Annotated in this window: 18 protein-coding genes; 10 read left to right on the plus strand and 8 right to left on the minus strand. The window is 59.5% G+C overall.

The genetic code is table 11. The features are described from left to right. Positions 1-130 precede the first annotated feature (130 nt). From nrdG to folB, 4 genes are all read left to right on the plus strand, one after another. Entirely contained in the window at positions 131-712 is a 582-nt protein-coding gene (gene nrdG, locus AB5Z14_RS04610; protein WP_117637451.1) for an anaerobic ribonucleoside-triphosphate reductase activating protein, read from the plus strand. A gap of 66 nt (positions 713-778) precedes the next feature. Next, positions 779-1336, plus strand: coding sequence for a GTP cyclohydrolase I FolE (gene folE, locus AB5Z14_RS04615; protein WP_055251394.1), 558 nt, complete (start codon positions 779-781; stop codon positions 1334-1336). Positions 1337-1338: 2 nt separating this feature from the next. Next, positions 1339-1920, plus strand: coding sequence for an HD domain-containing protein (locus AB5Z14_RS04620; protein WP_368130481.1), 582 nt, complete (start codon positions 1339-1341; stop codon positions 1918-1920). A gap of 43 nt (positions 1921-1963) precedes the next feature. After that, the gene (gene folB, locus AB5Z14_RS04625) at positions 1964-2449 is read left to right on the plus strand and encodes a dihydroneopterin aldolase (protein WP_368130482.1); all 486 of its coding nucleotides are present in this window, start codon (positions 1964-1966) and stop codon (positions 2447-2449) included. A gap of 6 nt (positions 2450-2455) precedes the next feature. Here folB and AB5Z14_RS04630 read toward each other — a convergent pair whose 3' ends face one another. After that, entirely contained in the window at positions 2456-3232 is a 777-nt protein-coding gene (locus tag AB5Z14_RS04630) for a M48 family metallopeptidase (RefSeq protein WP_368130484.1), read from the minus strand. A gap of 74 nt (positions 3233-3306) precedes the next feature. Further along, positions 3307-4320 (minus strand): dipeptidase, encoded by a 1014-nt coding sequence (locus tag AB5Z14_RS04635; protein ID WP_368130485.1) that lies wholly within the window; start codon positions 4318-4320, stop codon positions 3307-3309. A gap of 120 nt (positions 4321-4440) precedes the next feature. Here AB5Z14_RS04635 and AB5Z14_RS04640 point away from each other — a divergent pair, with 120 nt between their 5' ends. The 3 genes from AB5Z14_RS04640 to AB5Z14_RS04650 all read left to right on the plus strand — a co-directional run bounded on the left by AB5Z14_RS04640 (position 4441) and on the right by AB5Z14_RS04650 (position 6333). Beyond that, positions 4441-4869 carry an FKBP-type peptidyl-prolyl cis-trans isomerase gene (locus AB5Z14_RS04640; protein WP_117766192.1) on the plus strand — a complete coding sequence of 143 codons (429 nt, stop codon included), beginning with the start codon at positions 4441-4443 and terminating at the stop codon, positions 4867-4869. A gap of 3 nt (positions 4870-4872) precedes the next feature. Further along, positions 4873-5451 (plus strand): urease accessory protein UreE, encoded by a 579-nt coding sequence (locus AB5Z14_RS04645; RefSeq protein ID WP_368130486.1) that lies wholly within the window; start codon positions 4873-4875, stop codon positions 5449-5451. 84 nt (positions 5452-5535) lie between these two features. Then, entirely contained in the window at positions 5536-6333 is a 798-nt protein-coding gene (locus AB5Z14_RS04650; RefSeq protein WP_368130487.1) for an HAD-IIB family hydrolase, read from the plus strand. A 15-nt stretch (positions 6334-6348) separates the two neighbouring features. Here AB5Z14_RS04650 and AB5Z14_RS04655 read toward each other — a convergent pair whose 3' ends face one another. From AB5Z14_RS04655 to AB5Z14_RS04675, 5 genes are all read right to left on the minus strand, one after another. Next, the gene (locus AB5Z14_RS04655; RefSeq protein ID WP_368130488.1) at positions 6349-6729 is read right to left on the minus strand and encodes a Fur family transcriptional regulator; all 381 of its coding nucleotides are present in this window, start codon (positions 6727-6729) and stop codon (positions 6349-6351) included. Between the two features lie 61 nt (positions 6730-6790). Next, on the minus strand, positions 6791-7201 hold the full coding sequence (locus AB5Z14_RS04660; RefSeq protein WP_271743427.1) for an acylphosphatase: 411 nt from the start codon (positions 7199-7201) through the stop codon (positions 6791-6793). A 2-nt stretch (positions 7202-7203) separates the two neighbouring features. After that, positions 7204-8310 (minus strand): Gfo/Idh/MocA family protein, encoded by a 1107-nt coding sequence (locus AB5Z14_RS04665; RefSeq protein ID WP_055251408.1) that lies wholly within the window; start codon positions 8308-8310, stop codon positions 7204-7206. 73 nt (positions 8311-8383) lie between these two features. Further along, positions 8384-8920, minus strand: a complete 537-nt coding sequence (gene rnhA / locus AB5Z14_RS04670) for a ribonuclease HI (protein ID WP_368130489.1) — start codon at positions 8918-8920, stop codon at positions 8384-8386. A gap of 48 nt (positions 8921-8968) precedes the next feature. After that, entirely contained in the window at positions 8969-9871 is a 903-nt protein-coding gene (locus tag AB5Z14_RS04675) for a LysR family transcriptional regulator (protein ID WP_055251412.1), read from the minus strand. Positions 9872-10146: 275 nt separating this feature from the next. Between AB5Z14_RS04675 and AB5Z14_RS04680 the strand changes: the two genes are divergently transcribed. The 3 genes from AB5Z14_RS04680 to AB5Z14_RS04690 all read left to right on the plus strand — a co-directional run bounded on the left by AB5Z14_RS04680 (position 10147) and on the right by AB5Z14_RS04690 (position 12943). After that, positions 10147-11457, plus strand: a complete 1311-nt coding sequence (locus AB5Z14_RS04680; protein ID WP_368130490.1) for an O-acetylhomoserine aminocarboxypropyltransferase/cysteine synthase family protein — start codon at positions 10147-10149, stop codon at positions 11455-11457. Positions 11458-11768: 311 nt separating this feature from the next. After that, positions 11769-12545 carry a hypothetical protein gene (locus AB5Z14_RS04685; protein ID WP_117637461.1) on the plus strand — a complete coding sequence of 259 codons (777 nt, stop codon included), beginning with the start codon at positions 11769-11771 and terminating at the stop codon, positions 12543-12545. Between the two features lie 191 nt (positions 12546-12736). Continuing rightward, the gene (locus AB5Z14_RS04690; protein ID WP_117564436.1) at positions 12737-12943 is read left to right on the plus strand and encodes a hypothetical protein; all 207 of its coding nucleotides are present in this window, start codon (positions 12737-12739) and stop codon (positions 12941-12943) included. A 108-nt stretch (positions 12944-13051) separates the two neighbouring features. On the opposite strand, the gene AB5Z14_RS04695 is transcribed toward AB5Z14_RS04690, so the two are convergent. Then, on the minus strand, positions 13052-13966 hold the full coding sequence (locus AB5Z14_RS04695) for a ketopantoate reductase family protein (RefSeq protein WP_229057805.1): 915 nt from the start codon (positions 13964-13966) through the stop codon (positions 13052-13054). Between the last annotated feature and the right edge of the window lie 110 nt (positions 13967-14076).

Raw genomic sequence — 14076 nt, forward strand, 5'->3', positions numbered from 1 at the left:
TTCGCTTCGTTCATTGAGTTACCCTTTGCATGAGGCCGGGACATATCGTCCCGCCCGCAGTTTCGCAGGCCGAAGGCCGAGAATGTTTGAGGACGGGATGATATGCCCCGGCCTCCCGGGAGAGTTACCTATGAACTACGCGAACATTAAGTATTTCGACATTGCTGATGGGGAAGGCGTTCGTACTTCTCTGTTTGTGAGCGGGTGCCGTCGTGGGTGCAAGAATTGCTTTAACTCTGTTGCGTGGGACTTTGCTGCGGGCGAGCCCTTTGATCGTGCCGTCGAGGACAAGATTATCGAGAGCCTCGATCATCCCTTTATTGACGGCCTGACGATTCTGGGTGGGGAGCCCATGGAACCCGAGAACCAGGCGGGGCTCGTTGAGTTTGTCGAGCGTGTTCGTGCCGCTTATCCTGCGGGGTCAGGAAAGACCATTTGGTGTTTTACCGGCGACGTGCTCGAGGAGCTTATGCCGGGTGGTCGTCACCATACTGAGGTGACGGACCGTATCCTTGCCTGCCTCGACATGTTGGTGGATGGCCCGTTTGTTCAGGATCTTTATGATATCTCGTTGCGCTTTAGGGGCTCGAGTAACCAGCGTGTGATCGATATGAACGCTACGCGCGACCGCGCTGTGCGTGAGGGCGTTGCGCTTTGCGACGCTGTGCAGCTTTGGCGGGACGATCCAGTCTATTCGACCCATACTATGTAGCTTGTGGTCGATGCCGGAGGGCGTGGTACCATAGCGCGAACGTGAAATCGGAAAAGTGAGGCCCAGATGGTCGATCAGGAAAAAGTCGAGGCCGCCATTAAGCTGTTGCTTGAGGGCATAGGCGAGGACCCAACTCGTGAGGGCCTGCTGGAGACCCCGGCGCGCGTTGCCCGTATGTATGGTGAGATCGCCGGCGGCATGGACCAGAGTGCCGAGGAGCACCTGTCCAAAACCTTTGCCGTCGCTTCGAACGATTTGGTTATCGAGCGCGACATTACGTTCTACTCGCTGTGCGAACATCATCTGCTGCCGTTTTATGGCAAGGCCGCCATTGGTTATATCCCTAACGGTCGGGTGGCTGGGCTTTCCAAGCTCGCCCGCACGGTTGAGGTTTATGCCCGCCGTCTTCAGCTGCAGGAGCAACTGTGCACACAGGTTGCCGATGCCCTCATGGATTATCTCGCTCCCCAGGGAGCGATTGTGTTGATGGAGGCCGAGCATATGTGCATGACGATGCGTGGCGTGCAAAAGCCCGGCACCAAGACCGTGACGCTTGCTCGCCGCGGCGTCTTTGAGACCGATCCCGCGCTCGAGGAGCGTTTCTTTAGGATGCTGGGCCGCTAACCATGAGAGTCGTCAACGACTTTACATCGAAGACCGATGAGGGGACGTCGCGTCGCGGCTTTATGGCTTCGGGCCTGGCCCCCTTTGGTGCCATGCCTCGCATTGATTACATTTGTGCCAACGGGCTGTTCCGGCGGCACCTGGGCAACATCGTACAGTTGGAATCGGGGCGCATCTTCTGCCGCCACGGTATTGACCATCTGCTCGATGTCGCTCGCATTATGTGGATCAAGAATCTCGAGGAGCAGCTCGAATTTGACCGCGAGGTCATCTACGCCACGGCACTTCTTCACGATATCGGCAAAGATGAACAGTATGAATTGGGTATATCCCATGATGTTGCAAGCGAACGCGTCGCTGATGCGATTCTCGGCGGCATGCCCGATGACGTGGCGTTTGAGCCGGCCGATGCCGCAGCCATTAAGACGGCCATTCTGGGCCATCGAAAGCTGCGCGTGAACAGCCAACCGCTTGAGCGTCTGCTCTATGCGGCCGACAAAGCGTCGCGCGCCTGCTTTGCATGCCCCGCGCGCAATGCTTGCAACTGGAGCGATGATAAAAAGAACCTGTCGATTCGCGTGTAGTTAGTTTGCGCGGTCGGGGTTCTAAACGAAGGAGACGATCGCGATGAGTAACAAGAAACTGCCCGAGAATGCAACCAAGACTGAAGGCGCCGAGCTCGCCCGCCGTGGAAGGGGCGAAATATCCACCGCAACGGCGGTGCCCCATGTGAGCTATGACGATTTGCGCCATGCCGATCGTATTGTCATTGACGGCCTTGAGGTTTTTGCCAACCACGGCGTGTATCCCGAGGAGAACGCGCTGGGCCAGAAGTTCATCGTGTCCTTGGTGCTCTATGCCGACCTGCGTGCAGCGGGGGAGCACGATAACCTGGACGCCTCGATTGACTATGGCTCGGTGTGCCACGATGTCGATGGCTATCTGCGCGAGCATACGTTTAAGCTCATCGAGGCTGCAGCCGAGGGTGTGGCCTCGATGCTGCTACGTCGTTACCCCCTGCTGCTTGGCGTGCGTGTTAAGCTCGATAAGCCTTGGGCGCCCGTCGGTCTTCCCCTGGCAAGCTGCGGCGTCGAGATCGAGCGCGTGCGCTAACCGACGCTAGAGCTCGTTGGCGGGCGGTTTTTTGAGCCGCTGCGACAGAACCCTATTGTTGGGACAGTACGTGTCGAGCAGGGCATGGAACCGCTGATTGTGGCTTGGCTCGAGCAAATGGACGAGCTCGTGGGCGACAACCATGTCAAGGCACTCGACGGGGTAGGCGGCAAGTTCGCGTGCAATGCGAATGGTGCCGGTTTTGGGCGTGCATGAGCCCCAGCGCGTTTTCATGCTGCGTACGGAAACGCGGGAAATGGCGACACCCATTGCGATTTCGTATGCGTGCACCATATCGCGCAGCGCCGATATGACTTCGGACGTATAGAGCTGGTCGATGTGGATCTGGAGTTCTTTGGGCGTTAGGCCGTCGAGGGCTGTGCGCTGCTTTGCCTGCGTGCACCCACTTGGCTCGTCGGTACCCATAAAACTTGCGAAGGTAGCCTGCTTGGGCCGCGGTGCGGGTGGCTCAAAGTTGTGATCGAGTGCATCCTGAACGGTGATGGGTTTGCCCCAAAGCGCAATGATGGACGAGGGACTGAGCGGCTCTCGCGCCGTCGCCTGACGTTGCTCGCGCTGGGCAAGTCGGCTGATAATCCAGGCGCTGTTGCGCTTCACAAACGCTTCGATACGCTCGCGGCTGGCGCCGAGCGGTGCACTGGCGTGGACCTCACCGCTCGATGTGACGCGTAGGTTGAAGTTCTTGACGCGCTTTTTGGTAACGATGACGGGGATGGGCGTCCCATCCGGTCGGGATGCGGAAATCGTAAACTGCTGCGTCAAAAGCGGTCCTTCAGATTGGGGATGGGCCGGCATGTCGACCGTTCGGCATGCCGGCCCGCTCAAGGGATGTGAAATTAATAACGCTCAAAGAAGGCAAGCGCGTTGTCGCTGCAGAGCTTCTGCATCACGGTCTTGCCAAAGTGCTTGGAGAGCATGTTCTGGAACTCGGGCATCTTGCTGGCATCGGAGAGGAAGGCGGGCACCGTGGCACCGTCCCAGTCGCCGCCGAGCGCGATGACGTCCTCGCCGCCCAGGTCGAGCCAGTGCTCGATATGTGCCGCTAGCTGGTCGAAGGTGACGTCTGCGGCGGTCTTGTCGGTTGCGTCGTTGAAAAGGAACTCGCTGCAGTAGTTGAGGCCGACGATACCGCCCATGTCGCGAATGGTGCGGAACTGGTCGTCGGTAAGGTTGCGTTTGACGCCGCAAACCGCACGGGAGTTGGAGTGGCTGGCGACGAAGGGACGTGTGGCGTGGGCGACAACCTCGTCAAAGCACTCATCGTTGAGGTGGGAGACGTCAAGCACCATGCCGGCGTGCTCCATCTGCGTAAGTGCCTCGATGCCGGCGGCGGTGAGGCCGACGTGGGTATCGTGTCCGCTCGCGAGCGGTCCCTGCGCATTCCAGCTGAGCGATGACATGAGTACGCCCAAGCTCTTGAGCACCTCGATCAGCGCGGGGTCCTCGGCAAAGAACGTGGCGTTTTCGATGGTGTGGATGCAGGCGACCTTGCCGTCTTTGAGCGCGGGGCGAATGTCTGCGGCGCTGCGCACGTTGACCATGCGGTCGTGGTTGAGCATTGCCTGGCCGCTCATATGCGCCATGATCTGCGCCTGGAAGCGCGCGGCGTGGGCGGTGGGAATCTCGTCGGGGACAAACGTGGCGAAGCACTGTGCCCATGGCGTGTTGCCGATCTTTGCGAGCGAGATGGCGCAGGCGTTGCCCTCGATGAGGTCGAAATCTTGCGGATGCGTTTCGTCGCCGGGGAAATAACCGTCGGTGCCGGCGGTAAAGCGCAGGTCGAGATCGAGCGTGGCCCAGCCGATGCGGTCGGCGGTGTCGCAGTGTAGGTCAAATACGGGATATGCCATGGTTCCTCCGGTTGCAGCGTTTCTTTGCAAACTGTCATTGAATTGTATGACTAGGGTATAGTTAGCGCCATATGTTCACGGCGGCCCGCGTTGTGCGCCGCCCTTATCACGGAGGTTACCATGTCCAACCAGGGCAAGAAGGTCAAGACCCATTATCGCGGCACGCTCGATGACGGCACGCAGTTCGATAGCTCCTACGATCGCGGCGAGCCGCTGGAGTTCACCTGCGGCGCCGGTCAGATGATCAAGGGCTTCGACGCCGCTGTTGTCGACATGCAGGTGGGCGAGAAGAAGACCGTGCACATCCCGGCTGCCGATGCCTACGGCGAGCACAATCCCGAGATGGTTATTACCTTCCCGGCCGAACAGGTTCCCAACATCGAGCAGATCGAGAAGGGCATGAAGCTTTTCCTGTCCACGCCGAGCGGTATGCCCGTCCCCGCCGTGGTCATCGACGTTACGTCCGAGGCCGTGACGCTCGACGCCAACCACGAGCTGGCCGGCAAGGACCTCAACTTTGATATCGAGCTCGTCGAGGTCGAGGGTTAGAGTATGCCCGAGCGCTTGGTTTCGACGACATGCTTGGGAAATCTCAACGATCCGTCCTATGAACTCCTGCTCCGCCGGAATTTGGGCGGCGTCTTTGAAGTTGACGAGCTACTGCTCGATTGGGACCAGGCTGACACGCGCGCGTTTGTGGGTGTGACGGAGCTGGGGCGCACGGTCGATGTTCGGCTGGATGCTGCCGACGGCGGTCGTCTTACCGACGGCGACGTGCTCGCCATCGACCGTTCGGGCATGGTGCCCGTGGCGGTTGTCGTGCGCCTGCGCAGTGCCGAGGTTTATTTGGTCGAAGTCGACCGCATGGACCCGATTGCGCTCGCGCATGCGTGCTGGGAGATCGGCAATATGCACGCGCCGCTTTTCCGAGGCGATTCGGACGAGTATACCGTGCGCATGTATACGCCGGTGCAGCCTGTTTTGGGCCGCATGCTCCGGGGCGTCGAGGGCGTTCGGCTCTCGGTGGTTACCCGTGAACTCGATGCGGACCGGCGCTTTGCGTCGAGTGCGGCGGATGCCGTTGTGAGTATGGCTCCCGACTTTACGATCGTAAAAAAGGCGCGCGGTTAACGTGCGTATGAGTAAGACGGACTTTGAGAGGCAGCTATTCAAAGTCCGTCTTACTGTTGATGAGGTGCTTTGGGGGGAAAGCATATGGGTCTTGAGGGGATCAAGCTGATTGCATGCGATTTGGACGGCACGTTGCTGCATCCGGGGGAGCACGAGCCGCGTTCCGAGGCCTTTGAGCTCATCGATGAACTGCATCGTCGCGGCATTGTGTTTATGCCGGCGAGCGGTCGTCAATATGCGAGCTTGCGCCATCTGTTTGCCCCGGTGGCCGATGAGCTCGCCTATGTGTGCGAAAACGGAGCCCTGGTGATGAGCGAGGGACGTGCCGTTGTCAAGCGTTCCATGAAGCGTAGCCTTGCTATGGATGTCGCGAATGCCGTGGTTGCGTATCCCCATGCCGACGTGACCCTTTCGTGTGAGGGACATCTCTACACCATGAGCGGCAACGATGCGTTCGTCGACCATTTGCGCTATGAGGTCCACTGCGATGTGGCGGTGGTCGACCGCCCCGAGGACATCGACGAGGACGTCATTAAGATTGCCTTCCAGACGCCCGAGGCGGATCAGCCGGCGGCCCTGGAGTATTTCGAGCGCCTCTTTAGCGACCGTGTCGACGTGATGACGTCGGGAACCGAGTGGACGGACTTTATCGGCTTTGATTCGGGCAAGGGTTCCGCGCTTGCCGATTACGGTCGCGCCTTGGGTATTTCGCCCTATGAGATGATGGCGTTTGGCGATAACGAAAACGATCGCGACATGCTCAACGTCGTGGGCCATCCCTATCTGATGGAGAACTGCAACCCCACCATGCGCGACATCAACGACCGCGTCCGTTACGTGCACACGGTCGAAGAAGAGCTGCGTCGCCTGCTTGCCGAGTAGGCACGTCCCAAACATCTACCGGCAGTCGGGGCAGAGACCCTCGAAGATGGTGTAGTGCGACGTGACGTGCCAGCCGATTTGCTCGGACGCCTTGGCGTCGAGCTGGGCATCGAAGGGGAGCGGTACGTCGATGACGCGGCTGCACGAGGTGCAGATGATATGTGCGTGCGGCTCGATGGTGCGATCGAAGCGGCTGCCGCCCGGCGTCTTAATAGAGAGAATCTCCCCTGCGTCGGCTAAGAGATTGAGGTTGCGGTAGACCGTGCCGCGGCTGATCTTGTCATCCTGTTCGCGTACGGCGTTGTAGACTTCGTCGGCGGTGGGATGGTTATAGCTTTGGCGCACAGCGTCAAGAACCAGCTTTCGCTGCCTGGTATTCCTTCTTTGCACCGCCATGCGCCTCGCCTCTTTTCTATCAACGGTCGTAGATAAATGATACCGTATTTAGCACACAATACTAATAACGAGGAATGAAACCGTCTTCATTCGTAAGTGGGGCTTGGGCTTGGGCGTCTACAAGGCGAAAACGTGTCCCCATGCGCTCGTAGGAGGCATGAAGCGCCTCGAGTTGAGACACGATGTTTGTCGGCGTGCCTTGTAGCTCCATCTCAACCGAGCCGTCTTCCATATTGCGCACCCAGCCGGTGAGGGAGCGCGCCTGCGCGAGGTTGGTGTTGGTGAAGCGGAAACCGACGCCCTGGACCTGCCCTTCCCACCGCAGGAAATAGCGCTGCGGGGCGTCTTGAGTGGCCTCGTCACTTGCGAGCACGGTGAGCCTACGGCGCAGCTCGAGCTCGACGCCAGAAGGCTTTTGGGGTTCGCGGCTGCCGCCGGCGACGCCCGAGAAAAGCTTGTCGAAAAAACCCATCGCTATGCCTGCTTGCCTGCGTCGGCCGGGAAGGCGATACCCGCCTGCTGACGCACGGCATCCATGATACGCAGCGACACGAGCGTGACATCGCGGTAGTGGCCGAGCTCGTGGCGTCCCGCCGGGGTCTCCCAAATCTCTTCCTTAACGTTATCGATGCCGCCGATGGCGCTGATAAAGTCTGTGAGTTCGTATTCCATAGTGTTGCTCGATTTGGGAAGGTCGAGCACGCGGCTGTTGTCGCCCTGTTCGCGCGGTGCCTCGGTCGCCGAGCCGCGTACGACGTCGCCGCGATAGTCGATGCGGACGTTGCGGGGCGTGGACAGATGGTCGATCTGGATAGTGCCACGCTCGCCTTCGATCTGCGAGGGCAGCAGGTCATTCGTTATTTTGGAGTGCGCAAGCTCGACGGAGATACGGCCACCGCCGTAGCTGGCGAGGATGGAACCGCAGCCGTCGATGGGGCCGTGTGTGAGCTCTTGCGTTGAGGGGTCAAGCAGCGTGGTCATGCTGGTGAGACCGGAGGGCATGCCGAAGATCTCGACCATGGGCTCGACGGTGTAGACGCCGATGTCCATGAGGGAGCCCGAGGCCATGTGGCAGTCGAAGATATTGGTGGCGCGCCCCGCGAGAACCTCGTTGTAGCGCGAAGAATACTTGCCAAAGCGCAACGATGCACGACGAATGGGCGCAATCTCGCCCAGGGCGTCCTCGATGGCGTGGAAGGCGGGGTCATGGAGCGGGCGCATGGCCTCGAGGGCTACGACGCCCGCCGCCTCGGCTGCGCGAAAGACCTCGAACGCCTGCGCCTCGGTGGCACAAAAAGGCTTTTCGACGATGACGTGCTTGCCGCCTGCGATACAGGCGAGCGCCTGCTCGTAGTGGAGCGCATTGGGGCTGCCGATGTAGACGGCATCGACGTCGGCGGCTGCCGCAAGCTCATCGAGTGAAGTAAAGTTTCGCTCGCCACCGCGCTCGGCGGTAAAGGCGGCACCGCGATTGGCATCGCGTGAAAGCGTGCCCACAAACGCGGCTTGGTCGTTGGCGTTGACGACTTGGATAAAGTCGTCGGTGATCATGGATGTGCCGATGGTCGCGATGCGCAGCATACGTCCCCCTTGCGTTGTTTGGTCTACAGGATGAGTGTAGCGCGTGGGGATATAAAGCTGCGCGAAAACGCTATTACAGGTCGCTCTCGTTAAAGCCGGCGTCGATATCGAGGTTGCTGCCGTCGGCCGCCGTGGTGGCGAGCTCATCGCAGCGCTCGTTGAGCTCGTGACCGGCGTGACCCTTAACCCAGATGAACTCAACCTTGTGCTTGCTTTTGGCGGTGAGTAGGCGCTCCCACAGGTCGCGGTTCTTGACGGGTTGCTTGTTGGCGGTTTTCCATCCGCGCTTTTTCCAGCCGTCGATCCAGTGCTTGTTAAAGGCGTTGACGACATACTGCGAATCGGAATGGACTTCGACCTCGCAAGGGCGGTTGAGCGCCTCGAGCGCCACGATGACCGCCATGAGTTCCATGCGGTTGTTGGTGGTCTTGGCATAGCCGCGCGAAAGCTCGGAGGTGAAGGTCTTGCCGGCGGGGTTGGTGTATTTGAGCACGGCGCCGTAGCCGCCGCGTCCCGGATTTGATCGGGCCGAGCCGTCGGTATAGATGATGACCTTCACGGGCTTCCTTTCGTTGAGTGCATTTCGTGTGAGTGACCATTGTAGCGCCATGCCCGCCGGGGGCCAGCAATCTACGATTTCTACCCCGTCTTCCGACTGTTAGTTGGCATGGATGATGCGGTTGAGCTCGTCGAGGTATTGCTGCAAGAGGAGAGAGGGCTTGCGCTCGTCGTGCATGATGTAGCCAACGTGCATCGTTGGGGCGTCTGCTAGCGGGATCGATGCCATGCCCCATTGCATTTCATTGGAGAGGACACCGGTCGACAGGGTGTAACCGTTCGACGTGATAAGTAAGTTAGTAAGTGTTCCGCGGTCCGAGATTCGTATGTTGCGGTCGCAAGGGATATAGCTAAAAGGTTCCTCGGCGTAATAGAAGGAGTTTGAGGTTCCCTGCTCAAAGCTGTAGCGCGTATAGGGCGTGAGGTCGGCAAGGGACAGCTGCGGGCGGCGTGCGAGCGGGTGGCGCTCGCTAACGAAGACGTGGACCGTCGCGTCGAATAGGGGATGGAAGCTTGCGCGGGCATCGGCGAAGGCCTTCTGCAGAACGCGGGCGTTAAAGTCATCCAGATACAGAATGCCGATATCGCTGCGAAACGCACGGACGTCATCGATGATCTGCGATGTGGTGGTCTCGCGCATGATGAACTCGAACTTGCTGTCGCGGCAGCGCTCGACTACGTTGACAAAGGCCTCGACCGAAAAGGCGTAGTGCTGGGCGGAAATGGCGAGGCGGGCTTGCGGGGTGCCACCGTCCTCGTAGCGTGCCTCGAGCATGTCGGCCTGCTCTACGACCTGGCGCGCATAGCCCAAAAGCTCGGTGCCGTCGTTGGTGAGCGTGACGCCGCGGCTGGAGCGCGTAAAGATCTCCAGATGGAGCTCTTGTTCTAGGCTTTTGACGGCGTTTGAGATGTTGGACTGAGCGGTATAGAGGCGCTGAGCTGCGGCGTTGATTGAGCCGGACTCTGCCACGGCGATAAGAAAACGAAGCTGCTGGAGTGTCATCGGTGCCCGTCCTTTCGATAGCTATCTAAAAAACCGATAACAGGTTAGCGCTTTTAAGTGATTGACCGAGTGAAACAATGCTCGTACTATTCAAAACACACAAAGGCGGTAGGTAATTAAGCTGACCACGGAACCGGGATGTCAAAAGGAGGACCGCATATGAACTGCTTACCAAGACGAATGCCGGGCTCCTGTTTGCGCCCGTCGGCGTGATCAGGAGACAGCGACTTACTTCTCTCTTATTTATTTACTTTCGTTCGATCAAGGAGATCATCATGAGCCAGTTCATCAACAACCCCGAGCACACCTTTGGTTTCGATACCCTGCAGCTTCATGTTGGCCAGGAGAGCGCCGACCCCGCATCCGACTCCCGCGCCGTGCCTATCTACCAGACCACGAGCTATGTGTTCCGCAACTCCCAGCACGCCGCCGATCGCTTTGGTCTTGCCGACGCCGGTAACATCTACGGCCGTCTGACCAACTCCACCCAGGGCGTCTTTGAGGACCGTATCGCCGCGCTCGAGGGTGGCGTGGCCGGTCTTGCCGTCGCCTCCGGTGCCGCTGCCATCACCTATACCCTGCAGGCTCTTGCCCAGGCTGGTGACCACGTGGTGGCTCAGAAGACCATCTACGGCGGTTCCTACAACCTGCTCGAGCATACGCTCTCCCAGTTTGGCGTCGAGACCACGTTTGTCGATGCTCATAACCTGGAAGAGGTTGAGGGTGCCATCAAGGACAACACCACGGTCATCTATCTCGAGACGCTCGGCAACCCCAACTCTGACATCCCCAACATCGACGTCATCTCCGAGATCGCCAAGAAGCACGGTCTGCCGGTTGTCGTCGACAACACTTTCGGCACCCCGTATCTGTTCCGTCCGCTGGAGCATGGCGCCAACATCGTTGTCCACTCCGCAACCAAGTTCATCGGCGGCCACGGCACCTCGCTGGGCGGTGTGATCGTCGACGGCGGTAACTTCGATTGGAAGGCGAGCGGAAAGTACGCCCAGATCGCTGAGCCCAACCCCTCCTACCATGGCGTCTCGTTTGCCGAGGCTGCCGGTCCCGCCGCCTTCGCAACCTATGTCCGCGCCATCCTGCTGCGTGACGAGGGTGCCTGCATCAGCCCGTTCAACGCCTGGGTCCTGCTCCAGGGCACCGAGACCCTGTCGCTGCGCGTTGACCGTCATGTCGAGAACACCAAGAAGGTCGTTGAGTTCCTTGCCGGCGACAGCCACGTTGCCAAGGTGAACCACCCGAGCCTGCCTGAGCACCCCGATCACGAGCTCTATCAGAAGTACTTCCCCAACGGCGGCGCTTCGATCTTCACCTTTGAGATTAAGGGTGGCCAGGAGGCTGCCTGGAAGTTCATCGATCATCTGCAGGTGTTCTCGCTGCTCGCCAACGTGGCCGACGTCAAGTCGCTCGTCGTGCACCCGGCTACCACCACGCACTCCCAGCTCTCTGCCGAGGAGCTCGCCGAGCAGAACATCACGCCCTCCACGATCCGTCTTTCCATCGGTACCGAGAACGCCGAGGACATCATTTGGGATCTGAAGCAGGCCTTCGCCGTGCTGGACGAGTAAGGCGACTTGTGCAAGGACCCCTTGCGACTCGATAGGTATAACTGCATAAATGCCTGCTCAAGGCGCCTGCGCAAGCAATGGTTGCGCAGGCGTCTTTTTTGCATAGGAAGGGCGCTATTACAGGGTTTTTGGCATGCTTTATGCATTTGAGTTGTGGAAAACTCCTGTTGAGAGGATGTGAGTTTTACGCAATTGACGTGCGCCTTTTGAGTAAAACCTCAGGTCGCGATTTGCTCGAGGTACTATGCAGCGCGATCGAATCACACGCAGCTCAAACGCAGCAAAAACGCACTACGGAGGTTTCCAGCTACATGAGGATCGATTCACGAAAACCGAAAGCCGCTGCCCTTTCCGCCGCTCTGACCGTGGCACTTTTGGCAGGCGCCGGCGCAACTGATGCCCACGCGGCAACACTGTCCGATACGGTTGGATCTACGCCGTCCGAGGCGACGCTGGTACAGCCCGTTGATTATCGCGGCGATGGTTATGGTTCCATGCAGGAGTGGAACGCCTCGATGGAGGCCAAGCGCGATTCCCTTGAGATGCGCGCTCAGATCATTATGAATATGTATGGCGACTATGCTACCGATGACGAGCGCGCTGTGCTGCAGGGTTGTATCGACGGTGCGGGTAGTCTGTTGACGATGGGGGAGGTCGACACGAAGTCGACCGAGCTCGATGAGCTGCGCACTGCGCTTGAGAATGCCAAGCGCGAAGCGCTCGAGGCCGCCGCAGCCGAGGCCGAGGCCGCCGAGGCCGCCCAGGCTTCGTATTACAACGCCTGCTCCGGCTTGTCTTACACGTCTGCTGCGTATTACGCGAACGGCTCGGGTCTGACGCGCTCGAGCGGCGTCAATAACTATAACGGCCGCCGCGAGACTTATTACAGCAGCAACGTGTTGTATCACCACCGCACGGGCGAATGGACGCAGGATTCCGAGGGCTTTTGGCGCGATTCCGATGGCTACTACGTCGTTGCCGCGGGCGATAAGGCCCAAGGCTCCACGTTTACCGGTTCCAAGGGCGAGTGCAAGGTCTATGACTCCGGCTGCGCTGCCGGAACCACCGACTACTATACCGGTTGGTAATCTGCCATCAGAGCAAAATAGGCACATGATGGGCGGGCGTCTTTGCTGAGCTTTTAGGCAACGTAAAGCCGCCCTTTCTTTATGTGCGTTTGAGTTAACAGAGCCCTTACCGTGGCGGTACGCTGGGCGTATGCATGCGGGGCACACTGGTTCATGAGAAATAAGGTCTTTCTCGTGGAGGAAGTGGTCTCATGAACGCTCGAGATATCGCTATCGCCGCCGTCGCATTGGTACTTGGCTGTCTTGGCCCTACAGCTGCGTTTGTCGCAGGCATGCAGGGCTCGTGCGGGGCTGCTCCTATTGTGGTCGGCGCGCTCATCGCAGCAGCGCTGCTGGGAAGTGCGGGCGTGACCCTTTGCCGCGATGACGAGGACGAGACGCCGCAGGTGCGGCGCTAGCCGTTGTGAAGCTGGTTTTGCCCATAGATGAAGAAGGAAGCCGCCGCAAGGGGAGTGCCCTTTGCGGCGGTTTTTGCTATTGAGACTGTTGGATGCGGTACGGCGGCGTTACCAGCTGGCCTCGATTTCGCGGATGCGCGAATAGAGCCATTCGTTTTGCGGCACCTGGATACCGTGCTTGGCCGCGAGGCGGCAGATGGTACCCGCAAATTCCTCGACCTCGGTTCTGCGTTGAGCGATGCGGTCTTGCGCCATCGAGGGCATGCCGGCGGGATCGAGCCCTTTTATGAGACGCACCATCTGCGTTAGGTCTGCCTCGGTGAGCTCGATGCCCTCGGCATTGGCGACTGCAAGCGTCTCGCGCATGGCGGAGACAAAACTGCGGAGCTGCTCGGAGCCCTGCTCCGTAGCGCTTCCGTAGGTGCCGCCGTAGGCCATACAGGTCTGGTTGATGCCGTCGTTGAGCATGAGTTTGGCCCACATGCGATGTGCGATGTCGTGCTCGACGGTATGGGCGATGCCGCAACGCGTGTAGAGCTCGTCGATGGCGATAACGGTTGCGGGGTCGGTGCCCGCTGCCGCACCAAAGCGGATCTCGCCGGCATTGGTATAGGTGAGCTCCCCGTTGAGGAATACGGCGTCCATGCCCTGGCAGATACCAAGGACGGTGTGCTCCCAGCCAAAGCGCTCGGCAATCTTCTGCTCGCTCGTGATGCCGTTGCACAGCGACGCGATCAGCGTGTCGGGTCCCACGACGCTTTCCAGGGTTTTGAGCGCCACATCGAGCCCGGTTGTCTTGACCGTGAGGATGACCAGGTCGACGGGCGTCGCCTCGCTCGCGCGGACGGACTTGAGCGCGCAGGGCTTGCCGTTGACGGTGAGCGCATCACCCGCGTGGCGCTCAAAGCGCGCGTCGTCCATAACGTATTCGACGGCGTCGTTGCCGAGCGCTTGGGCGATCATGCTGCCGTAGAGCAGGCCCACGCCGCCCTTGCCGATGAAGGCGACCTTGTTGATCTGCATGTGAATCATCTCCCCATAAAAAGGCGCCCGCGTATGGGGCGCCTGATGGATTGTATGCCGCCGGGCCATGTCGCGTGCACCGGATGGCCGTATTTAGAAGAACAAACGCA

Source organism: Collinsella aerofaciens (assembly GCF_040910265.1).
Taxonomy (GTDB): domain Bacteria; phylum Actinomycetota; class Coriobacteriia; order Coriobacteriales; family Coriobacteriaceae; genus Collinsella; species Collinsella aerofaciens_BK.

Excerpts from the sequence above, each read along its gene's own strand:
- AB5Z14_RS04665 (WP_055251408.1), bottom strand. The coding sequence starts at position 8,310 with ATGCTGCGCATCGCGACCATCGGCACATCCATGATCACCGACGACTTT.
- AB5Z14_RS04690 (WP_117564436.1), top strand. The coding sequence starts at position 12,737 with ATGAACGCTCGAGATATCGCTATCGCCGCCGTCGCATTGGTACTTGGC.
- AB5Z14_RS04640 (WP_117766192.1), top strand. The coding sequence starts at position 4,441 with ATGTCCAACCAGGGCAAGAAGGTCAAGACCCATTATCGCGGCACGCTC.
- AB5Z14_RS04685 (WP_117637461.1), top strand. The coding sequence starts at position 11,769 with ATGAGGATCGATTCACGAAAACCGAAAGCCGCTGCCCTTTCCGCCGCT.
- AB5Z14_RS04645 (WP_368130486.1), top strand. The coding sequence starts at position 4,873 with ATGCCCGAGCGCTTGGTTTCGACGACATGCTTGGGAAATCTCAACGAT.
- AB5Z14_RS04680 (WP_368130490.1), top strand. The coding sequence starts at position 10,147 with ATGAGCCAGTTCATCAACAACCCCGAGCACACCTTTGGTTTCGATACC.
- nrdG (WP_117637451.1), top strand. The coding sequence starts at position 131 with ATGAACTACGCGAACATTAAGTATTTCGACATTGCTGATGGGGAAGGC.
- AB5Z14_RS04695 (WP_229057805.1), bottom strand. The coding sequence starts at position 13,966 with ATGCAGATCAACAAGGTCGCCTTCATCGGCAAGGGCGGCGTGGGCCTG.
- AB5Z14_RS04635 (WP_368130485.1), bottom strand. The coding sequence starts at position 4,320 with ATGGCATATCCCGTATTTGACCTACACTGCGACACCGCCGACCGCATC.
- AB5Z14_RS04655 (WP_368130488.1), bottom strand. The coding sequence starts at position 6,729 with ATGGCGGTGCAAAGAAGGAATACCAGGCAGCGAAAGCTGGTTCTTGAC.
- folB (WP_368130482.1), top strand. The coding sequence starts at position 1,964 with ATGAGTAACAAGAAACTGCCCGAGAATGCAACCAAGACTGAAGGCGCC.
- rnhA (WP_368130489.1), bottom strand. The coding sequence starts at position 8,920 with ATGGCGCTACAATGGTCACTCACACGAAATGCACTCAACGAAAGGAAG.
- AB5Z14_RS04650 (WP_368130487.1), top strand. The coding sequence starts at position 5,536 with ATGGGTCTTGAGGGGATCAAGCTGATTGCATGCGATTTGGACGGCACG.
- folE (WP_055251394.1), top strand. The coding sequence starts at position 779 with ATGGTCGATCAGGAAAAAGTCGAGGCCGCCATTAAGCTGTTGCTTGAG.
- AB5Z14_RS04660 (WP_271743427.1), bottom strand. The coding sequence starts at position 7,201 with ATGGGTTTTTTCGACAAGCTTTTCTCGGGCGTCGCCGGCGGCAGCCGC.
- AB5Z14_RS04620 (WP_368130481.1), top strand. The coding sequence starts at position 1,339 with ATGAGAGTCGTCAACGACTTTACATCGAAGACCGATGAGGGGACGTCG.
- AB5Z14_RS04675 (WP_055251412.1), bottom strand. The coding sequence starts at position 9,871 with ATGACACTCCAGCAGCTTCGTTTTCTTATCGCCGTGGCAGAGTCCGGC.